A 25311-nucleotide genomic window follows, 5' to 3' on the forward strand; every position below is an offset into this window, starting at 1 on the left:
AACTGAAATATTACTTCAATTTAGTACTATTAAGCCTCAGCATATTTTCCAGAATTAGAACTATGATGTCTCTTTAACCAAAGCGTCCACTGATATAATCCTCAGCTTCTTTAGTTTGAGGAGAACTGAACATTTGCGCTGTAGGATTAAACTCAACTAATTTTCCCCGACGTTTACCATGCTCGTCAATTTCTGTATTAAAGAAAGCCGTGAAATCTGCGACTCTAGAAGCTTGCTGCATATTGTGTGTCACCATGATAATGGTGTATTGTTGCTTGAGTTCTAAGCAAAGTTCTTCTACTTGGCGGCTAGAAATTGGGTCGAGAGCAGAACATGGTTCATCCATCAATAATACATCTGGCTTCATAGCGATCGCTCTTGCTATGCAAAGCCGTTGCTGTTGTCCGCCAGATAATGCAGTTCCTTTCTCTTTGAGTTTGTCTTTGACTTCATCCCAGATAGCAGCGCGTCTGAGGGAATCTTCCACCAATTCATCAATGTTACCTTTATAACCGTTAGCACGCGGCCCAAAGGAAATATTTTCGTATATTGACTTGGGAAAAGGATTCGGTCTTTGAAAAACCATTCCGACTTGGCGGCGTAATTTTACAGAATTTATCTTAGGATCGTAAATGTTGCGATCGCGATAATTCAGTCTCCCTTCTACCTTAGCTCCAGGGATTAAATCATTCATCCGGTTGAAGCAACGCAGTAAGGTACTTTTACCACATCCTGAAGGCCCAATAAAAGCAATAATTTGTTTTTCAGGGATCTTTAGATAAACATCTAAAAGTGCCAAAAATCCCCCATAGTAGACCTTCACACCTTCAACATTGAATACACCTTTGTCTTGGTCTATTGTGGCACTATCTGATTGACTTCTACTATTGCTGTAAGTCATTTGGCTGTTCTCCTAATATCCGTGAATGTATCCAATTAGATATTTAATTACCTAATTTATTGAGAAGCGTTGTCGAAGATAAATTGCTACACCATTTAAAACTAAAATCAAGATTAACAACGCAATAATTGTCGCTGCTGCTGCACTAGCAAAACCCGGTTCAGGACGAGTGATGTAACTATAAATTTGAATTGGTAATGCCATAAATCTCTGAAACAAACCAGGGTTAAAGGTGAGAAAACCCACAGCACCTACAACAATCAGAGAGGCTGCATCACCAATAGCGCGGGATATAGAGATAATTACCCCCGTCAAAATACCAGGAACAGCATAGGGCAACACGTGACTGCTGATAGTTCGCCATTTTGTGACACCTAATCCGTAAGAAGCATTTCTCAAGGAATCTGGGACAGCGCGAATTGCTTCTCTAGCTGTCACAATAATTACTGGTAAAGACAACAAAGATAAAGTCAATGCACCGGAAATCAAAGCAGGGCCAAACCCAAGCAAATAATTGAAAACCCCTAAACCCAGCAATCCATAGACAATAGAAGGCACACCCGCCAGATTACTGATATTAATCTCAATAATCGCTGTCCACCAAGCTTTAGGTGCATATTCTTCTAAATATAAAGCTGCTCCAACACCAATTGGGACAGTCACTAAAATCACAACAGATCCTAAAAGCATACTGCTGATAATCGCAGGACGAATACCACCTTGCTCAGGAAAACGAGAAGGAGTTTCTGTGAGAAAGCCGGGTGATAAAAATCTGCCTAATCCGTCTTTCAAAATATCAAAAAGTAGCAATGCTAGGACAAATAAACCAATTAGCAATCCTAACAAAAAAAGTACTTCAAATACTTTCCCTAATTTATCCCTACTCTCAACATTATCGGTAAATTCTGCCGCCGATTCTAAAGAATCATCTTGTTGATAACTTGTAGCCATATTTATTTAGTCGTATTTTTCTTTAAAGCGATTAGCAATCCAGTAACTAACAATATTCAAAGTAAGGGTAAGTAGAAACAGAACAGCACCTACAGCATATAATGTCTTGAAATTGAGACTACCACGTGGACTATCTCCACCAGAAATTTGTGCCATGTAAGCTGTCATTGTTTCTATTGATTCCGCAAAATTAACAGTTAGTCTTGGTTGTTGTCCGGCGGCGATGAGGACAGTCATTGTTTCACCCACAGCGCGAGAAATACCCAAAATAATTGAGGCTATGATTCCAGAAAGTGCGGCTGGGAGAACTACTTTAAAAATACTTTCTAGTTTCGTGATACCTAAAGCATAGGCTCCTTCTCGCAAAGAACGGGGAACTGCTCGGATAGCATCTAAGCTGATAGAACCAACAGTAGGAGTAATCATTACCCCCATCATTAACCCCGCACTCAAAGCGTTGAATATTTCCAGAGGGATAAAATTTCGTAACAATGGTGTAAGGAACAACAGCGCAAAGTAACCATATACTACCGTTGGTATTCCTGCCAAAAGTTCCACCGCTGGACGTAAAATTGCTGCTACTTTAGGTTCAGCATATTCACTCAAATAAATAGCAGAAGATAAACCCAAAGGAATAGCAACTGCCATCGCAATAGCTGTAGTCAAGAAAGTGCCATTAATCAATGGCCAAACGCCAAAATGTTTATCGGCAAATAAAGGTGTCCATTTAGTATCAAGAAAAAATTGGGCAAAGGAAACTTCTTGGAAAAAACCGAATGTCTCCTGAAAGATAATTATGACAATCCCAAAGGTAGTTAAAACTGAAACTAAAGCACAAGCAAATAAAACTGCCGCAACAATCTTTTCTGAGATATCTTCAGATGCATTTTTTTCCAGTGACTGTCTGGATAGTAGATAAGGCTCGTCTTGAGAATTGGTATTTTGCATAAACAGTTAAGTTTTAACTACACTCAGACTACAATGACTAGGACTTTATTTAAATGAAGTTTGTGATCGGTTCACCTGGTTTTGCTTTTTTAAACTTTGTCCCAGTTTCACCAGTAGCAAATTTTTGTTTGACTTTGAGGTAAGCTTCATCAGGTAATGCCACATAACCAACACTATCAACCCACTTCCAAGAATTTTCTAGATAAAAATCTACAAATTCTTTTACTGCTGGCTTAGTATCTAAGGATTTTTTACTTACATAGATGAACAGAGGACGAGACAAAGGTGTATAGATATTTTTGATCACATTATCTACTGGCACTGGTTTTTCACACTTTCCTGTAAGACTTTCTACAGCAACTAGATTCAGTTTTTCTTGATTTTGAATATAGTAAGATATCCCTACATAACCCAAAGCTGTTACATCACCTGACACTCCTTGTACAAGAAGGTTTTGATTCTGAGTGGCAGTGTAATCTGTACGGCCATTCTTGGCTTTACCAGTCACAGCTTGAGTCATATAATCGAATGTTCCTGTATCAGAAGATGGAGCATACAGCTTCAGCTTTTCGTTAGGAAACTTGGGATTAACTTGATTCCATCTCAATACTTTGCCATCTGATTTGCCGCCCCAAATCTTACCCAGTTCCTTTATAGTTAGACATTTGGCAAAGTTATTTTGGCGGTTGGCAATCACGGCAATGCCATCTAAAGCTATAGGTAACTCGACAAATTCAATATTCTTACTTTTACATTTTTTAATTTCTTCATCTCGAATTGTGCGAGAAGCACCAGCTATATCAATATCAGCATTACAAAATTTACTGAAACCGCCACCAGTACCACTTGAAGCAACGCTTACTTTAGCTTCAGGTTTGACTTTACCGTATTCTTCTGCAACTGCTAAAGAAATAGGAAAACCTACAGCTGCACCATCAATACTCACCTGACTTTTCTTTTCCTCGTTGCTGCTACAAGAAGTGATACTGCTGGCAATAATAATTAAAAATATGAGGAAAAAGCTATCCTTAAATCTGCTACGAAAGCTCATAAATTATCAATTGAGTAAAGTGACTTAAAATTCCTTATGCTTGGCTATTTGCTAGTAGATAATTTTGTACGAAAAGCATAGATATCATGCTTTGCTAGCAGCCTTAACTTTGTCAAAAATAGCCCCATCTCCAAAAAACTTTTTCTGGATAATATCCCAGCCACCTAAATCTTGAGATGTGAATAAAGTTTTGATTGGCTGATATTGTGATGCTACTTCTTGGGTAACAGTGGGGTTAACAGGACGATATTGTAATTTAGCGAATTCCCGTTGAGCTTCTGTCGAGTAAAGAAAATCAACAAATGCTTGTGCAACTTCCCTTGTACCATGTTTATCAACGTTTTTATCAACTACGGCTACAGGATTATCAATGGAAATATTGACTTGGGGTACAACATAAGGTAGTTTAATACCATTTTTTCCTGCTAAAATTACTTCATTTTCGTAGTTGATTAAGACATCACCCTGATTTTGTTGGAAAAATAAATTGCTAGCTTCACGAGCATCTTTCGTCAGAATAGGAGTGTTTTTATAAACTTTGGTGACGTAATCTAACGCTGTCGCTTCGTCACCTCCGGTTAAACTCACGGAACCCCAAAAAGCTAAGAATTCCCAGATAGCAATACCAGAAGTTTTTGGGTTAGCCGCAATCACTTTCACGCCATCTTTTGCTAAGTCTGCCCAACTATTGATGCCTTTGGGATTGCCTTCGCGGGTGACGATCGCAGCAACCGATTTACTAACAATAGCATTTCTCGGAGCTTTGGTTTCCCAACCTGATTTAATCAAACCTGCAAGAGCAATTTTGCTGACATCCAAAGGAAGTGCCAAATGTACTATATCTGCTTCTTGCGAACCAGCAATGACAGCACCCGCTTGAGCGCCAGAACCCCCATAACTTTGCTCAAATGTGACGTTTTGATTGTGTTCTTGCTTCCATTTTTCTACAAATTTGGGAATTATCTGATCATGAGCTACTTTGGTGACAGAGAAAGAAACCAGTTTCAGCTTGACATCATTTTTGCTAGCTGAACTGCTTCCAGAGCAGGAGGCAACTGCTATACTCAAAAAAGCACCTACTAAAAACAGACTCACAAAGCTTTGCACAGTGTGTCCATTCAACCAACTTTTAATTGCGTGTTTATACGAGAGTTGTATAGTCTGCAAAGCTTTCATGGCATAAGCCTGCATTTTCTCACTGAGGAATTTACTTAATTGTGTCAGTTGTTGCGACTTGCTCATTAGAATACACCCCTAAATCTACGGTATTTCTAGACGGATACCGTAATTAAAAGAATTATAGGATATATAGAACATTAGTTCTCATCTGGCTTCAATTTTTTTTATTAAGTCAAGATTTGATCATCAAAGTAGCAAAGGTAGAGTCTAAGCTCTGTGTTCTGCCCAACTCTAAAAAGCTGATTTATTTATAGCGTACATAGGTTATCTGTGTATAGAATTGCCACGATAATTTGTTGCTAAGAATTGGGAAAAAGCGAAAATTTTTCCTCCTTTTGTTTGTAAAAGACCAAGACCACTGCAACTTCACAGACCCAGAATATCGGATTCTGATAAATAGCTCAGAGCAGGGATTTAACTAACATTAGTTCAGTTGGTGACTTAGGCAATTCTGAAAAATCGATATAATTCGTAAGACAGCTATAAGTATCTTCACTAGTTATTGCGTTGTCTACTCTACCCGTATTGTCACAACCAGCTTAGGATAGACTAAAAGCACTTTTTGCAAACAATGGTAGAAAAAATCACAGCAGTGTTTAATGGCAAAGTGTTTTATCCGGCTGAACCGATCGCACTGCCAATCAATACCCGCGTGCGAATCAGTATTGAAATTTTACAGCCAAGTGAACATGAAACGGTATCATTTCTGCAAACGGCGCGATCGCTCAACTTAGATGGTCCACCTGACTGGTCTACCAATATAGATAAATCTTTGTACACTAAGTAAACTTTCCATGCATTCTGAAGTCTTTCTTGATACATCATTTGCCATTGCCTTATCTGCACCGAGCGATCGCTTACATGACCGAGCCTTACATCTGGCTAAAATGTTACAAGCGGCAGAAACACGTTTGGTGACAACACAGGCGGTGATGTTGGAAATTGGCAATGCTTTATCCCAACGACCTTATCGTCAAGCGGCAATCATATTATTAAATTCTCTAGTAGCAGACTCCAAAGTCGAAATTGTTCCTCTCTCCCAGGAACTCTACGAACGTGCTTTCGAGTTATATCGGGAACGAACAGAGAAAGAATGGAGATTTGGGGATTGCGTATCTTTTATTGTGATGCAATATAGCGGAATCACTGAAGCACTAACTGCTGATGAGCATTTTCAACAAGCAGGTTTTCGAGCATTACTGCGAGAAAATTTACCTTAAAGATTGGGGATTAGGGACTGGGATTAAGTATTGAGAAAATGAAGATTTTGGAGGTGGAAAGAAGTCGGAAATCAGAAAAATCTACAAATCTCAGTTTGCGATCGCGACTTTATGACTATTGGATAATGACTGAAAAAGTTAGATAACTGCATGGTATGTAATTCATCAAAATTTAGCTTTTCTAATAGGGATTGACTTAGCAGAGATACCTTATATTCATTCATAAAAATCTCTACTGGTAGTTTGGAAAGTTCTATTGTTATTTCGTGGAGCAAGAATTACTATCGCCACAAATTGGTGGAAACCAATAGACATAGGAGTGAAATTAAATATGCGTTATCCAGAACCTTTGTAAAAATGTAGCAGTGCTACGTCTCTACATTCTTTATCACTTTTATGTCTATTGAAAAATTTAATGGGAGGTGTGTAAAATATACCTCCCATTCCGTACCTCAAGTAATACAAGAGCGCTAATTATGATTAAAAAACCACAAAGTTGTTTATGGCGGAAATAGTCATCTTTGCATACTCTTCACATTTGACAAATGACAAACTAAAAAATGAGGATAAATGATGGATGCTTTGGTCAATCAACATCAGGAACTTTGCACTGTACTTGAGTTTCATGCTCTTAAATACTGATTAGACGGCCAGGGATTCCCCAGTCCCCAATTAAAACCCTTATTATTTCGTTACAATCGGCATGTGCATTAGGCATTCAAAAGTTATCAGCCATGAAATTGATTTCCGATCCACCGATTCCTGTAAAAATTCAAAAGATGAAGGAACGGGTGCGGTGGATGCATCCAAGTTTTGTGCAACGGGGAATTGACCAAACCAGCATGGTTATTGACGATCGCAGGCAGGATAGTCCAGAATTTTCCTTTATGGTTATCGGTGATTCTGGCACCAAATCCCATTCTCAACACCACCCCCAACGAAAAGTTGCCGAACTGATGCTGACTCACCGCGATGATTGCAGTTTCGTTTTGCACACAGGCGATGTAATCTATGTGGTGGGTTCCCAAGAGTATTATTCAACAAACTTTATTGAGCCTTACCGGGAATTTCTTGTTGGTGGCGATAACCCGAAAAGCATTCCCTATGACCGCATGGTGTTTAATCTGCCGTTTTTGCCAGTACTCGGTAATCATGATTATTACGATGTGCCGTTAATGTACCGTTTATTTACTGGAACAACATCTTCATTACGTCGCCTGTTGCGCTACAAAGATATCGAGATTGGCTGGCATGGATCATATCAAGGGAATGCCTATGCGCGAGCATTTATGGACTATACCCAGGCGATCGCTTCCGCACAAGAGTTAGAACGTCATTTAGATCAACACTATACTGCTAAGACTGACACAGGGCGCTGTTTGCGTTACGAACCTGGAAATTTTACCCGTTTACCCAATCGCTATTACACCTTTCGTTACGGCGGTATTGACTTTTTTGCACTGGATTCTAACACCTTTAATACACCATCACCCTTACCTACAACTCAAGAGGGAGAAATTTACCGCCGCCAATTGCAAAAGCGTCGCCAGGAAATAGATCAAGAAGAATTGCAGATTTTGGAAATATGCAATCGCCTCAACCCAGATAAACCCACCGAAGCAGAACAACTCGATGAACTTAACGCCAAACTAGACCAAATAAACGAGATCAAAATCGATATTGAAAAACAATTGGCATCTGATGAAATGCCTGCGATCGACTTTGAACAACTTGAATGGTTGCGAAGCAGACTCATTGAATCTTGGAACACCTCCGAAGTGCGCGGACGTGTAATCTTTTTCCACCATCCGCCCTATGTCACAGAAGCTACCAAGTGGGATCAGGCACAAACCTTGGCGGTTCGCCACCGCTTGCGCTGGGTATTTGAACAAGTGGCACAAACTCTTGGTTCTCTAATTAAAGAACGTCCTATAGTCGATTTGATTTTAAATGGTCACGCTCACTGTTTGGAGCATCTTTGCACAACTGATACCGGATTTGCTGACTCCCACATTAACTGCATTATCTCTGGTGGTAGTGGTCATCGTCCTCGCTATCAACGGCGAAGGGGAACTGAATTGATGGAGACTTTTACCGAAGTTGCAGGTAAACCTACTCGGAAAGTTGCTGATTCAATGCTTTTTGTGGGTCGTCACGACTACAATTACCAGAACCGCCTGCCTTACTCATGTGTGCGGATTGATGTTCTGGATGGTAGTCCACCCAAGTTTATCATCAGACCGCTGATTACTGAACGTATTAGAGATCAGTGGTATAACTGCGAACTTGAACCTTTTGTGATTTAAACAGAATGCGATGCCTACGGCGGTAAACTAGGCGCCTTAATCACTTGAAAATCAAATCTAGGCGTTGCTGGGTTGCTTTGAGTGATTCTGTTGGGGAAGTTTTACCTAATAATACAGATTCAATCACCCGACCTAAACTGTCATAAATCTGATTGTAACCAGGAAATATCGGACGCGATCGCCCAGATTTAACTTGATCTAATACCATTTCTTGCGGTTCGTTTCCTTATCTATATTTTTCACTACTCCTGCAAGGACTGCTATAGTATACCCACCAATAATAGAAGCAGTAACCTCCTAAGATAGTGTGACGTTTTCTTCTTCGCTTGGCAGGGCGAGAAGACAAAAAAAATCGTGCATAATGTTGATTAAAATGATTGGTCAATTTTCCTAGTTCCCTCACAACAACTTTGCCACTCTGATGGATAGTTGCACAATTATCTAAAGTTATGCTTTTTGCAAGCGTTTATATCATAATCTTGAATAAAGTTTTGATAATTTCAGATTATGGCAGGACACAGTAAATGGGCAAATATTAAGCGCCAAAAAGCGGTAGTAGATGCAAAAAAGGGAAAAACCTTCACTCAGTTATCCAGGGCGATTATCGTTGCTGCTAGAAGCGGCGTACCAGATCCGGCGCTGAATTTTCAACTTCGCACAGCAATTGACAAGGCAAAGGCAGCGAGTATCCCCAATGATAATATTGAACGAGCGATCGCTAAAGGTGCAGGCACTTTTGGCGGGGATAATGCTACCTTTGAAGCGATTCGCTATGAAGGTTATGGTCCTGGTGGTGTAGCGATTTTAATCGAAGCCCTCACAGATAATCGCAATCGCACTGCTGCTGACTTGCGTGTAGCTTTTAGTAAAAATGGTGGCAATCTTGGTGAAACAGGTTGCGTTAGCTGGATGTTTGACCAAAAAGGCGTTTGTGTGGTGCAGGGCGTGGTTGACGAAGAACAGCTTTTAGAAGCATCTCTCGAAGGCGGTGCTGAGTCTTATGAGATGACTGAAGATGAGATGGCTGAAGTATTCACTGACATTGCAAATTTAGAAACCCTTAGCCAGATACTCAAAGATCAACGCTTTAAGGTGACTGATGCCGAATTGCGCTGGATTCCCAGTAATAGTGTAGAAGTTACTGATCCGGATCAGGCGCGATCGCTTTTCAAGTTAATTGATACTCTAGAAGGCTTGGATGACGTACAAAATGTCACAGCTAACTTTGATATATCAGAAGAATTGATAGCTCTTAGCATTTCTTAATTAAAATCAATACAGCCATCATACCCCTATCAAGCTACTCAGACGCGACGCCGATAGCGTACCCCTACGTAGAAGCAAGCTACGTGCAGCGTCTCCTAAAGTTGCGTAAAGCCTGCGGCATGGCTTCTCTACGAGACGCTACGCAAACGCTTAGATATTCGTATCCCTACGGGGAAGCGTAGCGTTTCGTAAGAGAGCGTCATAGCCCGTCGTAGACATCGCTGCTCAAGTTAATCGACACCCTAGAAAACCCTGATGATGTGCAAAATGTTACATAAATCTTCTCATCCGTCCAAGTTAGATGGCAATGAGTATCACATCTAGCAAAGTATTGGGTATAAACCCAGTTGCTTCAAGCCTTTGAGCAATCAACACTATCTTAATCTACGTGATTACACTAGTAATAAGGTATTTAATTAAAGTCATCTATCTTGGAATAGAGATAATTTAAAAATCACACGTAAGATTCACACAAATTACAAACTAATGACATATCGCTAGTAGATAGTTAGGCGATTGGTTATTTGATGAGGAGTTTAAATGAATAAGTTCGCTAAAGCCTTACTTTTGGCTCTAATGTTTGTTGCCCCTGTAGCTGTTTCTGCAACTGCTCAAGCCAAAACTACTTCTAGCCCGACTACAACTTACGCAACTGCTAAAGTTGCCAAATCCAAGACTGCAAAACGGAAGCATCATAAACACCACCACGGCAAAGCTGTTAGAAGTAAATCCTTAGTTAAACAATCCGCACTTAAAAAACACGTTACTCCAACAGGTGCAACTACGCCATCCGCAGCTACACCAACCACCCCAAATAACTAATTCAGGACTTACGCATTGAAAACCTAAAACCTCTATCCCCTTTAAAAAGGGGGATATTAAAAGTATCCTTTAAAAGAGATTTTGGAAATCTCTCATGTGTAAATCCTAGAATTATTGATGGAAGTAAATAGTGTTTTCTAAACTCATCTTTTGCAAAGCTGCCAAACGTTTCTGTGATATCTATTTAATAATGAAATGACGTAAGCTATAGACCGTCATTCATAAGGATCAAAATCCTCATGTATGACTTATATAGTTGCTATTAACTTTCATATTTGGTAGTTGTTCTATAAAAGATTTATTTTCTACTACTTTCTAACTACGTACCATATTATTTAGACCTGCTGTGATCCATAGCAGGTTTTTTTAATTGATAAATTTCTTTAAAACAAGAGAAATACCCTTATTTAGTCCAAAAACTAATTTTTAATAATTGCCTAAAAACCTTCGTAATTTTTCAGATGTACATAGATGCTAATATCGGCAAAAATCTCCATAAAAACTTCATATGAATAACAAGAAAACGACATGTGTCTTTGTCATATTTAATTCATGGGTTCACTACAGAAATGGAATCAAGTAAATCACATGAATAAGTTTGCGAAAGGTTTAGTTCTAGCTCTAGTACTTGCTACTCCCATAGCCATTGCTGCACCAATGTTTCAAGCTACACCAGCTTCAGCTGCTGTTAAGTATCATAGATATCATCATCACAAAAGACATCACATCTACAAACATAGGTAATAATCTCCTGCTGTCAAAGACAGTATATTTAATGATTAGTTCCCCTTACTAGTAATAGTTGGTAGTATCTCTGCAATAAAATTTATACTTTATTTATCTGCAAAATAAGTAAAGCTGTGTTACCTCGCTGTTGTCTTAAGTCATCAGCGGGGTTTTTCAATGTTTGCTTGCTCTAAAGGGCGCGATCGCGTCAAAATAAGAGTTAAGACGCTGTAACCTAACTTAACAATGGCCCTAACGCAGCTTAAGCAAATTTCCCCTCAACCAACACCGCCAAATGAGCAGGGATATGAATATGATTTGGTAATTGTCGGCGGTGGGATTATTGGGTTAACTCTAGCCTCTGCTTTAAAAGATTCTGGCTTGAGTGTCTTGCTGATTGAGGCAAAAGTGGCATCAGCGGCTGTAGCTAAGGGGCAAGCCTATGCAGTTCATATGCTTTCGGCGCTAATTTATCAAGGAATTGGAGTTTGGGACAAAATGTTGCCTCAAATAGCCAAATATTGCCGAGTTCATCTTTCTGATGCCGATTCAGCCAATGTGGTGGAATTTATTACAGATGATATAGGTACACCAGAGTTGGGTTATGTGGCGGAACACCAAGCGCTGTTGCAGCCTTTGCAGGAGTTTGTCCAAAATTGTCCAAATGTGACTTATCTATGTCCGGCTGAAGTGGTAAATACGCAGTACCAGAAAGACATAGTAGCGATAGATATTAAAGTTGCCGATCAGCTACAGACAGTCAAGAGCAAATTATTAATAGCAGCAGATGGGGCGCGATCGCCGATTCGTCAAGCTGCTGGTATCAAAACTCTGGGGTGGAAATATTGGCAATCTTGCATAGTTGCATTTGTTAAACCAGAAAAACCGCACAACAACACTGCTTACGAAAGATTTTGGTCTAGCGGGCCCTTTGCGATTTTACCTTTACCGGGGAACCGTTGCCGCATTGTCTGGACAGCCCCCCATGAAGAAGCAAAAGCTTTATGTGCTTTAGATGATCAGCAATTTTTGGTAGAACTCACCCGTCGCTATGGCAATCAGATGGGGAAATTGGAATTACTGGGCGATCGCTTTGTATTTCAGGTACAACTCATGCAAAGCGATCGCTATGTTCTCCCCCGACTAGCATTAATTGGTGATGCGGCGCACAATTGCCATCCTGTCGGCGGACAAGGTTTAAATCTGGGGATTCGGGATGCAGCGGCTTTGGCGCAAGTAATCCAAGCAGCGCACCTAGCGGGTAAAGATATTGGCGATATTCAGATTCTTAAAGGTTATGAACGCTGGCGTAAGCTGGAAAATTTGACGATTTTAGGTTTTACCGATTTGTTAGATCGGATGTTTTCTAATAACTTCTTACCTGTGGTGGTGGTTCGTCGTCTGGGTTTATGGTTTTTGCAGCGAGTACCTATATTAAAGGTGTTTATGCTGAAGTTAATGATTGGCTTGAAGGGGCGAACTCCAGAATTGGCAAAAGATAAACGCTACACCACAGCAGCTTGAAAAATCTGGTTTGGGGTGAGATTCAATTCGGGAAAAGTATGGGAAACAATGAGATCGCTATCTCGAAATTTACTTATCTGATATTCCCCATCAACTAAGTTACAAACGGTGATTGTCGGTTGTTTGGGATTACCGATAAAATTACGTCCACCCAAGGCAGCATAATCGACAATCCAGTATTCTGGGATACCCATCTCTTCATACTCAGCATATTTTAAATAGTAATCGTCTCGCCAGTTGGTTGATACAACCTCAATTGCCAAAGGTATTGATGCACCTAAACTAACGGTAGATTCTTTTTTCCATAATTTTTCGTTTACCAGATTTGCACGGTTTAGCACTAACACATCTGGGATGTAACCCGAATCTTTTTCAGGAGGTCTAACTATAACTTGGTTGGGCATGAAGTATGGCAATCCTAGACGTTGGATTTCGACAGAAATTTTGATACCTAGAAATCCTTTAACTTCTTCGTGTTCCCCTACTGGTTGTGCTATTTTAACAATTTCTCCTTTATGTAGTTCGTAGCGGACTCGTCGATTTTCGGGTAGCCAATCGACAAATTCCTCAAAGGTTACTAGCTTGGGTATGGCTTGAGTCATGACTTTTGAAAATTACTGATGATAGAAATATTATCTCTAATCTAGGAGACTGCGGATAGCTTTTCCACCACGGTTAAGAGCCAGGGTATAAATCATCTTAGTTTTCACATATATTGTGTCTGAGTAATTCCTGTATTGTGTGGATGTCATAGCTACTTTGCAGTAAATTGGTAGCGAAACTGTGGCGAAATGTATGACAACCCACCTTTTTTGAATACCAGCTTGATGAAGCGCTTGTTTTAATACTTTTTGTCTTCTACTTTCATGGCTGCTTTATGTTCCGACCTTAAAGGAAAAGGGCATTCTATGTAAAGATTAGCAACGTTGATATCAAACAGCCACTAAACAGATGATTCAACAAAAATCCCCTATATTCCCTCATGGGCTAAGGCAAATCGGAGGCATCGTTGTTTTGGCGATCGCCTACTATGAAATGGCTGAAATTTCACGTCATCTTGCCTCCACACCAAACAATGTGACTCCAGTTTGGCCCCCGGATGGAGTTGCTGCTGGGGCTGTTCTGTTGTTTGGTAACTGGATCGGCTACGGTGTTTTACTGGGTTCATTTCTCGCCAACTTCTGGGCGTTCCGAGATTCAACAAGTTTATTGTCCCTGGTGATTTCAACGCTGCCAGTTATTTCCATTGCGATCGGAACAACCTTGGGGACTTTGTTGGGTGCCTTCCTGCTACGGAAAACTATCAACCAACGCTATCCTTTAGAACATGTCACCGACGTGTTCAAATTTTTGCTCTTAACCGGCATGGTGGGGCCTAGCATCAATGCAACTGTTGGAGTGGCTTGCTTGGCGTTGAGTGGTAAAGTTCCCTGGACAGCGTATGGGACAGTTTGGTTAACCTGGTGGATTTCTAATGTTTCGGGAATTTTTATCGTCACCCCGATTCTGCTTAGTTGGGGGCAATTCGCTCAAAAAAAGCAACGTCCAATCTGGCAATGGTTATTCCTCAGTTCAACGTCAGAGGATTATGAAAATCTCTCTCATATTCGCCACTCAAGAGCAAACTCACGCCCTTTAAAATTCTGGTTAATCATAGTAGAGCCAGTTATCCTGATGGGGTTGGTCATTCTTATCAGCAAAGTTGCTTTTGGTGAGGGATATCACCTGGAGTATATGTTGATTCCGATGTTGATCTGGTCTGCCTTTCGACTGGGGCAACCGGGTGCAACGCTGTTAACTTTTATTGTGGCTGCGATCGCTGTGATCGGAACTGTCAATGGCAAAGGTAGTTTTGTGAGTAAGGATCTCGACCAATCTTTGATCCAACTGCAATCGTTTATCGGCGTGATTACACTCACCATTCTTGTGCTTACAGCGACGATCGCAGAACGAACAGAAGCAGAAACCAAGCTGCGTTTAGCTTTTGCCGAATTAGCCAGAACCAATGAAACTCTGGAAGTTCGAGTTCAGCAGAGAACTGAAGAATTGAATGAAAAGAATACGACTCTGAACCAAACTCTACAAACGCTTAAACAGACTCAATTACAGATGCTTCACAGTGAAAAAATGTCTGCATTGGGACAGATGGTGGCAGGGGTTGCCCATGAAATCAATAACCCGGTTAATTTCATTGATGGCAACTTAATTTATCTTTCTGAGCATATCCAAGGTCTGCTGAGAGCATTGCAAGCTTACCAACAGCACTATCCAAATCCACCTCTTGCCCTGCACGCAGAATTAGATAAACTTGAACTGGACTTTTTACGGGAAGATGTTACCAAGATTCTTCAGTCCATGAAAATCGGTACCGAGCGGATCTCTACTATTGTATTATCCCTGCGGAACTTCTCGCGCTTGGATGAAGCAGGATGGAAAGCGGTAGACATTCATCAAGGGATTGATAGTACCTTGGTGATTTTACAACATCGATTGCAATCGACAGCCGATCGCCCCCAGATCCAGGTTATTAAAGAGTATAGTCAGTTACCACTGATTGAATGTGATGCTGGCTCCCTTAATCAAGTGTTTATGAATATTTTAGGTAATGCTATAGATGCATTAGAAGAATCTAATCAGGAACGTTCGTTACAAAACATTTCAGCTAACCCCAATGCCATCTGGATTCAGACTAGTCAAATCGATACAAATCAAGTGATGATTATGATTTCTGACAATGGAATAGGCATTCCAAAAGAGATTTCCTCTAAACTATTTGATCCTTTCTTCACCACTAAGCCCGTTGGTAAAGGCACTGGTTTGGGTTTGTTTATGAGCTATCAAATTGTGACCCAGAAGCATGGTGGTAATCTTTGGTGTGATTCCACACTGGGGCAAGGCACAAAGTTTGTGATTGAGATTCCTCTAAAGGCTAAGAGGATTGCTTGAGTAAGCACAATTTAGAGAATTTCCAGAAGCGATCGCATTTGCTATTTCGGCGTACGCATTTGTTATTTCGGCGTACGCATTTGTTATTTCGGCGTACGCATTTGCTATTTCGGCGTACACATTTGCTATTTCGGCGTACGCATTTGTTATTTCGGCGTACGCATTTGTTATTTCGGCGTACGCATTTGTTATTTCGGCGTACGCATTTGCTATTTCGGCGTACGCATTTGTTATTTCGGCGTACGCATTTGCTATTTCAGCGTACGCATTTGCTATTTCGGCGTACGCATTTGCTATTTCGGCGTACGCATTTGCTATTTCGGCGTACGCATTTGCTATTTCGGCGTACGCATTTGCTATTTCGGCGTACGCATTTGCTATTCGCTAAGACATTAGCAATTTGTGATGTCTACAATAAAAAGTAAATACCAAGCTAGAGAATTAGGCGCTTTCATCAGGAAAACAAATGGTAATAACAGCAATAAATCCTTATCTTGATGATAACTTTGCACCAATCGATCAAGAAATTACCACTGACACCTTGCAAGTAATAGGTGAACTACCACCGGATTTATCGGGGATATTTGTCCGTAATGGTGCTAATCCACAGTGGAAGCCAATTGGTCAGTATCACTGGTTTGATGGAGATGGGATGTTGCATGGTGTGCGAATTCACAATCGCAAAGCAATTTATTGCAATCGCTACGTTCAAACCAAAGGATGGAAAATAGAGCAAGCAGAGGGTAAGGCCATCTGGTCTGGTTTGATGGAACCACCGCAAATGGATAATCCTTATGGGCCATATAAAAATGCTGCTAATACAGCTATTGTTTGGCACGCGGGTCAACTATTAGCATTATGGGAAGGAGGAGCGCCTTATGCTATTAAGCTGCCTGAGTTAGAGACAATTGGCGAGTACACCTACAATGGTAAGCTAGCTTCTGCCTTTACTGCCCATCCTAAAGTAGACCCAGTTACGGGCGAGATGATGTTTTTTGGCTACTCTCCATTTACACCGCCTTACTTACAATATGGCGTGGTTTCAGCAGCAGGCAAGTTGTTACGGACTGAGCCAATTGACTTGCCAATAGGAGTGATGATACATGATTTTGCAATCAGCGAAAACTATACAATTTTTATGGATCTGCCCCTGACTTTTAATCCACAACGGGCACAACGAGGAGAACCTCTGCTATTATTCGAGAGCGATCGCCCCAGTCGCTTTGGCATCTTACCACGTCATGGAAATAATGGTGATGTCCGTTGGTTCGAGACTTCAGCTTGTTTCGTATTTCATACTCTCAACGCTTACGAAGAAGGAGAAGAGATAGTCTTAAGCGGTTGTCGAATGAAGAACTCAGGACTTCTAGAACCAGTCCAAAGCTTTGATGAACAAGAAGGAGTTGACAGACCTCTATACGAGTGGCGATTCAATCTCAAGACTGGTTTTGTTAAAGAAACAATCTTAGATAATGTACCCATTGAATTTCCCCGTGTCAATGAACAGCTATTAGGGAGAAAAACACGATACGGCTACAGTGCAAGAGTCGCTAATAATCCAATTCTCTTGTTTGATGCGCTGATCAAGTACGATTTTAATCGTGGTAAATCCGAAACATTAGAATTTGGAGTTGGGCGTTATGGCGGAGATATCGTTTTTGTACCACGTCCTCATGCAACAACAGAGGATGATGGCTGGCTGCTAACTTTAGTTCATGATGAGGGTTCAGAAACTTCTAAATTAATTGTAGTAAATGCCCAAGATGTCACGTCCGGGCCTATAGCGCAGGTAATAATTCCCCAGCGAGTCCCCTATGGATTCCATGCTGCTTGGATTGATGAAGCGCAATTCCAAACTTGAGCAAAACTAACGTTAGTGGTTGATGTGAGTTGATGAGCCAACGCGCACTTGGTGGCTCCCCGTTGTAGCGACTGGCGTTAGCATTATAGTAATCCAAGTAATAAAAATGCCCAATTGTCATTGCGGGAGCCTTCGCGGTAGCGTCTCGTAGAGAAGCGGAATGTTCGCCTTTAGCGTTCCCGTAGGGTAGCAATCTCTGAGTCTTTGTGATTGCTTTGCTCCACTGCGTTGCGTACCCTACGGGAAAGCTTTGCCTACGCAATGACAGATTTTGGATCATTTATTGGAAAACTTTTAGCGTTGGAGCCTCACCCGAAGGGTAGTGCTTCTCTCATCAGATAGATGTAATAATATCTAATATGTGCTATCTACACAATACTGCTAACTGTAGGATTGAAAATTAGGATTTTTCTACATAAAATTAAAAATCTCAAATGAAAAATTGGTAACACTGATGGTTAGGAGTGCTAGAGTTTCAAGAAATTCACCGGAACTTTTCAGCGGGTATTCATGCTGAAGAAACTACAGAAAAAGCAAATTTCGATAATTGCGGGTGCAGCACTGTTTGCCTTTTTAGCTGGGGCAATGGTATCAGCACCTGAGATTGGCAAATCTCTGGGGAAATGGCTCAAACTGAGTCAGAATCAAGCAGGGCAAACATCAGAGGGTAGCATTGCTCAATCAGCCGTCTTTCCACTGATCTCACAATCCCTGCCAGAACGGGCGGCAAAACTAGCAGCGATCGCCGGGCAATCGCGATCGCCAGATCGAAATCGCGCTCGTTATCTTTTAGCGAGTGATTACATTGAAAGAACCCAAGCTAAAAAAGCGCTGGTTTTACTGGACGGATTAGATAAAGACTATCCCCTTCTCGCGCCCTACATTTTGCTGAAACAAGCTCAGGCACAGGATATCCTGGGCGAAGACGGCAAAGCCTCGGATCTGAGGCGAAGTGTGCTGAAACAATATCCCAAAGAAGCGGCCACGGTGAAAGCGCTATATCTGATTGCCCAACCAAAGCAACAAGAAACTGCGATCGCTCAATTTCCTTCCAATCCTCTAACTTGGGAAATTATCCGCAAACGCTTGCAAGATAATCCCAATCAGCCACAATTACAATTAATTTTGGCTAAATATGCCTATGACCAACCAGGCATAGTGGGCGTTTTAGATCAGCTAGTAAAACAGCCTACCCTCAAACCCGAAGAATGGGAACTCATTGGTACAGGCTATTGGGAAAATAGTCAATTTCTCAAAGCCGCAAATGCTTATGCCAAAGCACCCAAAACATCGCGCAACCTCTACCGCACTGCACGGGGGTTACAGGTAGGAGGCAAAGATAAAGAAAAAGCGATCGCCACCTATAAGCAACTAGTGCAGCAATTTCCAAATACTGAGGAAGCTGGGACTGCACTACTGCGGTTAGCAGAAACCGCAAAAACTCCTAAAGACGGCTTACCCTATCTTGAGCAGGTAATTAGTAAATTTCCGAAACAAGCTGCTACTGCACTGGTACAAAAAGCCAAAACTCTCCAAACCCTTAAGGATCAAAAGTCAGCTAGCCAGGCTTGGCAATTACTCATAGCCAAGTACGGAAATTCTGATGAAGCGGCAGAGTATCGCTGGAAAATCGCCCAAGATAAAGCCAATACCAAAGATTACGTCGGTGCTTGGCAATGGGCAGAACCAATTGTCACCAATAATCCCAATAGTATTTTGGCTCCAAGAGCAGGCTTTTGGGTAGGTAAATGGGCAGCTTTACTAGGCAAACAGCAGGAATCTCAAACTGCTTATGAGTATGTGATTAACCAGTTTCCTTACTCTTACTATGCATGGCGAGCAGCGACGATGCTGGGGCTAAATGTTGGCAACTTTGACAACGTGCGCGTTATGAACCCGGAAGTAATCGCACAACAGCGTCCATTACCGCCTGCTGGTTCTGAGACTTTCAAAGAATTATATCTGCTGGGTCAAGACCGCGATGCCTGGTTACAATGGCAAACAGAATTTCAGAATAAAATTCAGCCAACGGTAGCAGAGCAATTTACTGAAGGGTTGATCCGGCAGGCAAAGGGAGAAAATCTGATCGGAATTGATAAAATTTCTAAATTGGAAGACCGAGAAACACCAGCTGAACTTGCTCAATATCAGACTCTGAGTAAACAGATCACCTACTGGCAAGCACGTTATCCGTTTCCCTATCAGCGAGAGATTGAAAAGTGGTCTATTGAGCGTAAACTGAATCCTCTGCTAGTCACCGCTCTCATCCGTCAAGAGTCGCGGTTTGAGCCAAAAATCAAATCCGTTGTTAATGCTACTGGTTTAATGCAGTTGTTGCCCAGTACAGCTCAATGGATCGCCCCACAAATTAAGTTGGATATCAAAACAATAAACCTCGAAAATCCCAACGACAATATCATGCTGGGTACATGGTATTTGGATCATACCCATCAGCAATATAACAATAACTCCTTGCTGGCGATCGCCAGTTACAATGCTGGCCCCGGCAATGTCTCCAAATGGCTACAAACTATAACTACAAAAGATCCAGATGAGTTTGTTGAAGAAATTCCCTTTGATGAAACCAAAAATTATGTGCGTCAAGTATTTGGCAACTACTGGAATTATTTGAGACTTTACAACCCTGAGATTTCTGGTATTGTCGCAAAGTACTCGACTACACACCCAAAATTGCCGGCGCAGTGATTCTACCCAATTCGGTAGAAATGAGCAAGCAGGGAGCAGAGGAGCAGGGAAAGCACATATACAATTTTACGTGAGTTCCATGAACCTCTCCCTGCCTTGAATTAAAGTTCAAACCTGTCCCTCTCGCCCGTCGGAGAGGGACAGGTTTTGTGTAGTGAAACCTCTTAAAGGTCTTTTTAATTCGACTAATTACTGGATACCAGCTGAATTGTCGAACTCACGGATAGTTAGGTGGGGCGATGCCTACGGCGGGCTGCGCCTACACTGTTTTTTGTGTTGAGAGGGTGAGGCGATCGCCTATTTCACAGCCAACAGGTTGAGTTTAGTGCGCCTGTTGGCGTTAATATAACTTAATCTATTAAATTTTACTTTTTTTGCACCCTTCTTAATTTTTGTGCCCCAATGGAGTTAACTTCAAAAGAATTTAAGTCAGAACTGATATTAGAAGTCCAAGCCTGCCTGCAATTGGCAGTTCCTCTGGTAATTACTCAAATATTAGAAGCGGGCATTCCTTTGTTGGATGGGGTGATGATGGGCTTACTTAACAGCCAAGCTTTAGCTGCGGGTGCTTTAGGTGCTGTTACCTTTTCTACTCTAGCTTCCGTTTGTCGTTCTATTCTTTCAGCCGCGGGTGTGAATGTCGCAAATGCTTTTGGTGCAGGAAAAATAGACCAAGTTGGCCGTGCTACAGGTCAAGGAATTTGGTTAGCTGTGACGATGTGCTTACCTGTGATGTTTATCATTTGGCACTTTGACTATATCCTACTGCTGACTGGTCAAGAAGAAAGCAATGTGTTATTGGCTCAAACATATTTGCGGTCTATTGTTTGGGGTTTTCCTGCTGCGCTCGGTTTCTGTATTTTTAAAGAAGTTAGCTCTGCTCTAAATCGCCCCCAGTTCCTAACAGTAATTACGGTAGCTGGACTATTATTGAATGCGGCTGCAAATTACGTACTAATGTTCGGTAAATTTGGTTTACCAGCCCTTGGTTTAGCTGGTATCGGTTGGGCAAGCACACTCATTTTTTGGCTGAATTTTATCGCCGCCGCTACCTGGGTTTACTTCGACAAATACTTTAAAGACTACCAGCTTGATAGCGCTCTACATCAGTTTGATAAAGATATGTTTGTGGATATCTTCCAAACTGGATGGTTCTTGGGGTTGCAGTATGGAGCGGAAATTGGAGTATTCACTGCCACTGCTTTACTGATGGGGTGGTTTGGAACAGAGACGTTAGCAGCCCATGAAATTACCGTCGAGACAGAAAGTTTTGTCGAAACGGTATCCATAGGTATTTCCTATGCCATCACGATGAGAGTAGGACAGCTGAGGGGAGAAAATGATCTTAAGGGTGCAAGCAGAGCAGGATTTGTCTGCATTGCGCTTGTTAGTCCCATTGTGAGCATTGTGGCACTAATTTTTTTGCTGTTTCCCAACTATATTGTGGCAATGTATTTGGACACCAGTAATCCGGATAATGTCGAGATACTTAGAACAGCAACTTCTTTCCTCACCGTGGGGGCAATAGTTCAGATATTTTATTCTATTCAGACTATTGCTGCTGGTGCATTGATCGGGTTGAAGGACACCAAAGTACCAGTGTTAATTACTATGTTTGCTTACTGGGTGATTGGTTTAGGTGGCGGCTATTTGATGGCATTCACTTTAGGTTGGGGTGCTATTGGTTTATGGTTAGGTTTAGTATTAGGGCTATTCATGGGTGCAGTGCTTTTAACTTGGCGTTTTTATCTTTTGACTTCCGATATAAGTCTGGTTGAACAGCCCTAAAATCTTCAGCTTTTGTACCTTTACCATGCGGATTTAGGATTGCTAAAAGTAAGTTGGCGCTAATATTTCAAACTTTAAATGTAGGGTGTGTTACGCCATAAGCTAACGCACCGTCAACAATTCAAGTTGAACTAGATTTGAATTTCTTTCTATTTTGTTGGTAACATCTTTCGAGAAAGAAGATGCTAAATTGGCTGACGATATAAAGATTGATGGATTTATCCAGAAACCCTTTAATCCAGATGCAGTAATTGCTAAAGTGCGAACAATTTTAGACCAGATCCAAAAAGGCGATCACTCTTCTTTAGTCTAAAGTCCAGTTATTTAGCACAGCTTCATAAAAAATTGGTATTAGTTCATTAATTCAGGAATTATTGATAATTAATAAATTTAACTATTCATTTAGTTCCTGTATTAACCACTCCAGTTCTATCTCAGTAAAATGAGTATATTTATTAAGATAATAAATGGTAGAACCAGCATTAATCCGCAATAAAGGCTGATTATTAAAAAGATTTGAATTTGATTTGATGAGTTTCGATACAGATATATTTTTCCGTAATGCTGGAAAAGCAACAAGCCATTTAATTCCTAGAAAATCATGCATCACTACTAACTGATGAGAGTCAATTCTCATACGAGTACGTTTGCATAATCCCCAAATAAAGGTAAATAAAAGAAAAGCGATCGCACTCACTTGGATGCAAAAGCTAGTTATGTTTCTTGGTGAAGAACTTCCTAGCGGCCCAATCGTCAAAACATTAAAACCCAATGCCAAAGGTGTGACCAAGGAGATAAGCATAATTAAGCCAATGCTAAATCCTTTAGGTGGCAAGATAATTTCTAGACTTTTAGAGGTTTTAATTAAGTGAATTTTACTCGCAAACGGTTTTTTTAATGCAAGGGTTGCCTGCTTTCTAGAACGGGGTTTTTCTAATGCTTGCATTGCTACTTCTGTTGTAGAAAATCTCTGGTCTAAACTTGGCTCAGTTATCCATTCCAACCAATCAGCAAATTCTAGAGTGAGATTGCAAGATTGTCGGAATTGAATACGTAACTCCTGCTGTGGTAATTCTGTAGGATGCAATCCTGTGACGAGATAAATTAAAGTTGCACCCAAGCTATAAAGGTCGGAGGCGGGAGTTACCCTACCACCAAATTGCTCTGGAGGCATATAGCCATAAGTACCGACTACAGTAATTGTACCGCCTTCTTGAGCAGCTAGAGTCTGTACAGAGCCAAAATCTACAAGGTAAATCTGACCAACACTATTACCAGAACGATTTGTAAGTAGAATATTGCTGGGTTTAATATCTCGATGAATTACAGACGGTTGCTGGTGGTGTAAATAGGAGAGAATTGTCAGGAGCGATCACGCTAATTCTTTTACCTCTGCTTCACTAAACGTTCGTCCTGCTTGTAAATGTTCCTCTAAAGATTTCGCCCCTACATAAGTTTGTACTAACCCAAAACCTTTATCATCGGGCGTATCTAGTTCAAAGTAATCTAAATAGCGTGGGATAGCAGGATAATCAAGCGCCTTTAAAGTTTCTGCTTCCCGTTGAAATAACTTTAAGTCTTGCCAATCGAAATCTTGCCCCAAGTACAATATTTTTATCACTACCTGTTGTGAGGAATGCAAATCCAAGGCTAGAAAAGTTCGTCTTCCGGTTTGTCTTCCTAATTCTCTTTGGACTTGATAACGCTGATTAAATATTTCACTGTTCATTTATTTAATAACCTATATTGCTTTTCATACCACTGAGCAATAAATTTGCTAGCTGCTCCCATACTTAGCCCAGTGATAACAGAAGGTGCAATCACGAAAAATAGGCTAGTGACATTTGACCAATTAGAAAAAAGGCTAGTGACATTTGACCAATTAGAAAAAGAACCATGAAACAGCAGGCTGAATCCGAATAAAGCAACAGCCATCCCAAATGTGGTGCTGATAATGCTGATTGTGCGCCGATGCAAGTGGGCATTTTTTAGCGGGAAGAAGAATAACCGCGTAATAATGCTAACTAAAAATCCATTAACAAACGCTATGGGAAAACCAATTAATGCACCAAATTCTAGTCCTGCAATGCTGCCGTATCCTGGAATTACAACTGTGCTATAAATAGCAGCACAACCTGCTACAACTAAGCCTCCAGTAAAGGTGCTACGCCAGATAGCATTCCACAATAAATCCCTGATGTTTACTGGTTTGGGAGGATTCACCGTAGCTAGGTCATTGATTGGCAACCGACCTGTTTCCAAGGCTTTTAAGGCAATTGAGGCAGACATTAAACGTTGCTCTAGACTGGGTTCTGTTAGCCATTGCAACCAACCTACCAATCCAGGACTAAGTTCAACTAAGTCTTGAAATGCAATTCGCAAATCTTTCTGAGGCAAATCGGCGGGATGAATACCTGTCGCTAAAGCAATCAGAGTAGCACCAAGACTGTAGAGGTCAGAAGCAGGCGTTGCATAGCCACCAAATTGTTCTGGGGGCATATAGCCGTAAGTCCCGACAACCGTTACTGTCTTACCTGCTTTGGTTGCTAAGGTTTGCACAGAACCAAAATCTACTAAGTAAATCTGTCTAACACTATTGCTATCCTCTACCAAAATGATATTGCTGGGTTTGATATCGCGGTGAATAACTGGAGGCTGTCGCCCGTGTAGATAAATCAGGATATTTAACAGTGCTGTAGCAATTTCTTTAACTTCAGTTTCTGTAAAAATCCGCCCAGTTTTCATATATTCTTCTAGAGATTGACCTTCTACAAAGCTCTGGACAAGAGCATAACCTTTACCGTTAGAGGGATCTAATTCAAAGTAGTCGATATAACGAGGAATCGCAGGATGCTCAACCGCTTTGAGGGTTTCGGCTTCTCGTTCAAATAGCCTTAAATCTTGCCAAGCAAAATCATTACTAAAGGTTAGCAGCTTGATGATAACTAATTGCTCAGTTTGAATGTCACGGGCTAAGAGAGTACGTCTTCCTGCTTTTTTGCCTAACTGTTGCTGAATTTCGTAGCGTTCTTGAAGGATTTGTTTGGGAAAGTCATTAAGGCTTTGACCTGCCATTTGCCCACTCCGAGTTTTCATATTTACAACTTGTTACAGTT

20 protein-coding genes and 2 pseudogenes are annotated in these 25311 nt (G+C 41.1%); 12 read left to right on the plus strand and 10 right to left on the minus strand.

The window, feature by feature from the left end; translation table 11 throughout:
• Positions 1–73 precede the first annotated feature (73 nt).
• The 5 genes from pstB to V7K21_RS17980 all read right to left on the minus strand — a co-directional run bounded on the left by pstB (position 74) and on the right by V7K21_RS17980 (position 5093).
• Positions 74–901 (minus strand): phosphate ABC transporter ATP-binding protein PstB, encoded by an 828-nt coding sequence (gene pstB / locus V7K21_RS17960; protein ID WP_334975570.1) that lies wholly within the window; start codon positions 899–901, stop codon positions 74–76.
• Between the two features lie 51 nt (positions 902–952).
• Positions 953–1852: a phosphate ABC transporter permease PstA gene (gene pstA, locus V7K21_RS17965; RefSeq protein WP_335176482.1), complete on the minus strand. Its 900-nt coding sequence runs from the start codon at positions 1850–1852 to the stop codon at positions 953–955.
• 6 nt (positions 1853–1858) lie between these two features.
• Positions 1859–2800, minus strand: coding sequence for a phosphate ABC transporter permease subunit PstC (gene pstC, locus V7K21_RS17970; RefSeq protein WP_335176484.1), 942 nt, complete (start codon positions 2798–2800; stop codon positions 1859–1861).
• Between the two features lie 49 nt (positions 2801–2849).
• Positions 2850–3851 (minus strand): PstS family phosphate ABC transporter substrate-binding protein, encoded by a 1002-nt coding sequence (locus V7K21_RS17975; protein ID WP_335176486.1) that lies wholly within the window; start codon positions 3849–3851, stop codon positions 2850–2852.
• 84 nt (positions 3852–3935) lie between these two features.
• Positions 3936–5093, minus strand: a complete 1158-nt coding sequence (locus V7K21_RS17980) for a sulfate ABC transporter substrate-binding protein (protein ID WP_335176488.1) — start codon at positions 5091–5093, stop codon at positions 3936–3938.
• A 508-nt stretch (positions 5094–5601) separates the two neighbouring features.
• Here V7K21_RS17980 and V7K21_RS17985 point away from each other — a divergent pair.
• The 3 genes from V7K21_RS17985 to V7K21_RS17995 all read left to right on the plus strand — a co-directional run bounded on the left by V7K21_RS17985 (position 5602) and on the right by V7K21_RS17995 (position 8556).
• Positions 5602–5817 (plus strand): hypothetical protein, encoded by a 216-nt coding sequence (locus V7K21_RS17985; RefSeq protein WP_335176490.1) that lies wholly within the window; start codon positions 5602–5604, stop codon positions 5815–5817.
• Positions 5818–5824: 7 nt separating this feature from the next.
• Entirely contained in the window at positions 5825–6250 is a 426-nt protein-coding gene (locus V7K21_RS17990) for a type II toxin-antitoxin system VapC family toxin (protein WP_298920324.1), read from the plus strand.
• Positions 6251–6984: 734 nt separating this feature from the next.
• Positions 6985–8556, plus strand: coding sequence for a metallophosphoesterase family protein (locus V7K21_RS17995; protein WP_335176492.1), 1572 nt, complete (start codon positions 6985–6987; stop codon positions 8554–8556).
• A 40-nt stretch (positions 8557–8596) separates the two neighbouring features.
• Here the strand turns inward: V7K21_RS17995 and V7K21_RS18000 are convergent.
• Positions 8597–8758 (minus strand): annotated as a pseudogene (locus tag V7K21_RS18000) (ABC transporter substrate-binding protein); the annotation flags it as partial.
• Positions 8759–9063: 305 nt separating this feature from the next.
• Between V7K21_RS18000 and V7K21_RS18005 the strand changes: the two are divergent.
• The 4 genes from V7K21_RS18005 to V7K21_RS18020 all read left to right on the plus strand — a co-directional run bounded on the left by V7K21_RS18005 (position 9064) and on the right by V7K21_RS18020 (position 12894).
• Positions 9064–9822 (plus strand): YebC/PmpR family DNA-binding transcriptional regulator, encoded by a 759-nt coding sequence (locus V7K21_RS18005; protein WP_335176494.1) that lies wholly within the window; start codon positions 9064–9066, stop codon positions 9820–9822.
• A gap of 540 nt (positions 9823–10362) precedes the next feature.
• Positions 10363–10644 carry a hypothetical protein gene (locus V7K21_RS18010; RefSeq protein WP_335176496.1) on the plus strand — a complete coding sequence of 94 codons (282 nt, stop codon included), beginning with the start codon at positions 10363–10365 and terminating at the stop codon, positions 10642–10644.
• A gap of 588 nt (positions 10645–11232) precedes the next feature.
• Positions 11233–11388, plus strand: a complete 156-nt coding sequence (locus V7K21_RS18015; protein ID WP_335176498.1) for a hypothetical protein — start codon at positions 11233–11235, stop codon at positions 11386–11388.
• A 228-nt stretch (positions 11389–11616) separates the two neighbouring features.
• A complete protein-coding gene (locus V7K21_RS18020) occupies positions 11617–12894 on the plus strand; it encodes an FAD-dependent hydroxylase (protein WP_335176500.1) in 1278 nt (425 codons plus the stop codon).
• Here V7K21_RS18020 and V7K21_RS18025 read toward each other — a convergent pair.
• Both V7K21_RS18025 and V7K21_RS18030 read right to left on the minus strand, forming a co-directional pair.
• Positions 12876–13496, minus strand: coding sequence for a Uma2 family endonuclease (locus V7K21_RS18025; protein ID WP_335176502.1), 621 nt, complete (start codon positions 13494–13496; stop codon positions 12876–12878). The two genes, V7K21_RS18020 and V7K21_RS18025, sit on opposite strands and share 19 nt — an antisense overlap.
• Positions 13497–13593: 97 nt before the next feature.
• Positions 13594–13701 (minus strand): tyrosine-type recombinase/integrase, encoded by a 108-nt coding sequence (locus V7K21_RS18030; protein WP_335176503.1) that lies wholly within the window; start codon positions 13699–13701, stop codon positions 13594–13596.
• A gap of 144 nt (positions 13702–13845) precedes the next feature.
• Here V7K21_RS18030 and V7K21_RS18035 point away from each other — a divergent pair, with 144 nt between their 5' ends.
• The 5 genes from V7K21_RS18035 (at position 13846) to V7K21_RS18055 (ending at position 22508) form a co-directional block, all read left to right on the plus strand.
• Positions 13846–15840 carry an MASE1 domain-containing protein gene (locus V7K21_RS18035; RefSeq protein WP_335176505.1) on the plus strand — a complete coding sequence of 665 codons (1995 nt, stop codon included), beginning with the start codon at positions 13846–13848 and terminating at the stop codon, positions 15838–15840.
• 466 nt (positions 15841–16306) lie between these two features.
• On the plus strand, positions 16307–17701 hold the full coding sequence (locus V7K21_RS18040; RefSeq protein WP_335176507.1) for a carotenoid oxygenase family protein: 1395 nt from the start codon (positions 16307–16309) through the stop codon (positions 17699–17701).
• A gap of 510 nt (positions 17702–18211) precedes the next feature.
• Positions 18212–20407 carry a lytic transglycosylase domain-containing protein gene (locus V7K21_RS18045; protein WP_335176509.1) on the plus strand — a complete coding sequence of 732 codons (2196 nt, stop codon included), beginning with the start codon at positions 18212–18214 and terminating at the stop codon, positions 20405–20407.
• A 402-nt stretch (positions 20408–20809) separates the two neighbouring features.
• Entirely contained in the window at positions 20810–22195 is a 1386-nt protein-coding gene (locus V7K21_RS18050; RefSeq protein ID WP_335176511.1) for an MATE family efflux transporter, read from the plus strand.
• Between the two features lie 157 nt (positions 22196–22352).
• Positions 22353–22508 (plus strand): hypothetical protein, encoded by a 156-nt coding sequence (locus V7K21_RS18055; protein ID WP_335176513.1) that lies wholly within the window; start codon positions 22353–22355, stop codon positions 22506–22508.
• Between the two features lie 81 nt (positions 22509–22589).
• Here the strand turns inward: V7K21_RS18055 and V7K21_RS18060 are convergent.
• Both V7K21_RS18060 and V7K21_RS18065 read right to left on the minus strand, forming a co-directional pair.
• Positions 22590–23924: pseudogene (locus tag V7K21_RS18060) on the minus strand (serine/threonine protein kinase).
• Complete coding sequence (locus V7K21_RS18065) at positions 23921–25270, minus strand: serine/threonine protein kinase (RefSeq protein WP_335176530.1); 1350 nt, start codon at positions 25268–25270, stop codon at positions 23921–23923. Before V7K21_RS18065 ends, V7K21_RS18060 begins: the two are co-directional and overlap by 4 nt.
• Positions 25271–25311 lie beyond the last annotated feature (41 nt).

Origin of the sequence: Nostoc sp. (assembly GCF_036919595.1) — a bacterium.
Classification (GTDB): Bacteria; Cyanobacteriota; Cyanobacteriia; order Cyanobacteriales; family Nostocaceae; genus Nostoc.

What these genes read in the sequence shown, in the direction of transcription:
- V7K21_RS17980 (WP_335176488.1), bottom strand. Translation starts at nt 5,093, where the DNA reads ATGAGCAAGTCGCAACAACTGACACAATTAAGTAAATTCCTCAGTGAG.
- V7K21_RS18035 (WP_335176505.1), top strand. Translation starts at nt 13,846, where the DNA reads ATGATTCAACAAAAATCCCCTATATTCCCTCATGGGCTAAGGCAAATC.
- pstA (WP_335176482.1), bottom strand. Translation starts at nt 1,852, where the DNA reads ATGGCTACAAGTTATCAACAAGATGATTCTTTAGAATCGGCGGCAGAA.
- V7K21_RS18065 (WP_335176530.1), bottom strand. Translation starts at nt 25,270, where the DNA reads ATGGCAGGTCAAAGCCTTAATGACTTTCCCAAACAAATCCTTCAAGAA.
- V7K21_RS18050 (WP_335176511.1), top strand. Translation starts at nt 20,810, where the DNA reads ATGGAGTTAACTTCAAAAGAATTTAAGTCAGAACTGATATTAGAAGTC.
- V7K21_RS17990 (WP_298920324.1), top strand. Translation starts at nt 5,825, where the DNA reads ATGCATTCTGAAGTCTTTCTTGATACATCATTTGCCATTGCCTTATCT.
- pstC (WP_335176484.1), bottom strand. Translation starts at nt 2,800, where the DNA reads ATGCAAAATACCAATTCTCAAGACGAGCCTTATCTACTATCCAGACAG.
- V7K21_RS17985 (WP_335176490.1), top strand. Translation starts at nt 5,602, where the DNA reads ATGGTAGAAAAAATCACAGCAGTGTTTAATGGCAAAGTGTTTTATCCG.
- V7K21_RS17975 (WP_335176486.1), bottom strand. Translation starts at nt 3,851, where the DNA reads ATGAGCTTTCGTAGCAGATTTAAGGATAGCTTTTTCCTCATATTTTTA.
- V7K21_RS18015 (WP_335176498.1), top strand. Translation starts at nt 11,233, where the DNA reads ATGAATAAGTTTGCGAAAGGTTTAGTTCTAGCTCTAGTACTTGCTACT.
- V7K21_RS18040 (WP_335176507.1), top strand. Translation starts at nt 16,307, where the DNA reads ATGGTAATAACAGCAATAAATCCTTATCTTGATGATAACTTTGCACCA.
- V7K21_RS18010 (WP_335176496.1), top strand. Translation starts at nt 10,363, where the DNA reads ATGAATAAGTTCGCTAAAGCCTTACTTTTGGCTCTAATGTTTGTTGCC.
- V7K21_RS18020 (WP_335176500.1), top strand. Translation starts at nt 11,617, where the DNA reads ATGGCCCTAACGCAGCTTAAGCAAATTTCCCCTCAACCAACACCGCCA.
- V7K21_RS18025 (WP_335176502.1), bottom strand. Translation starts at nt 13,496, where the DNA reads ATGACTCAAGCCATACCCAAGCTAGTAACCTTTGAGGAATTTGTCGAT.
- V7K21_RS18045 (WP_335176509.1), top strand. Translation starts at nt 18,212, where the DNA reads ATGCTGAAGAAACTACAGAAAAAGCAAATTTCGATAATTGCGGGTGCA.
- V7K21_RS18005 (WP_335176494.1), top strand. Translation starts at nt 9,064, where the DNA reads ATGGCAGGACACAGTAAATGGGCAAATATTAAGCGCCAAAAAGCGGTA.
- pstB (WP_334975570.1), bottom strand. Translation starts at nt 901, where the DNA reads ATGACTTACAGCAATAGTAGAAGTCAATCAGATAGTGCCACAATAGAC.
- V7K21_RS17995 (WP_335176492.1), top strand. Translation starts at nt 6,985, where the DNA reads ATGAAATTGATTTCCGATCCACCGATTCCTGTAAAAATTCAAAAGATG.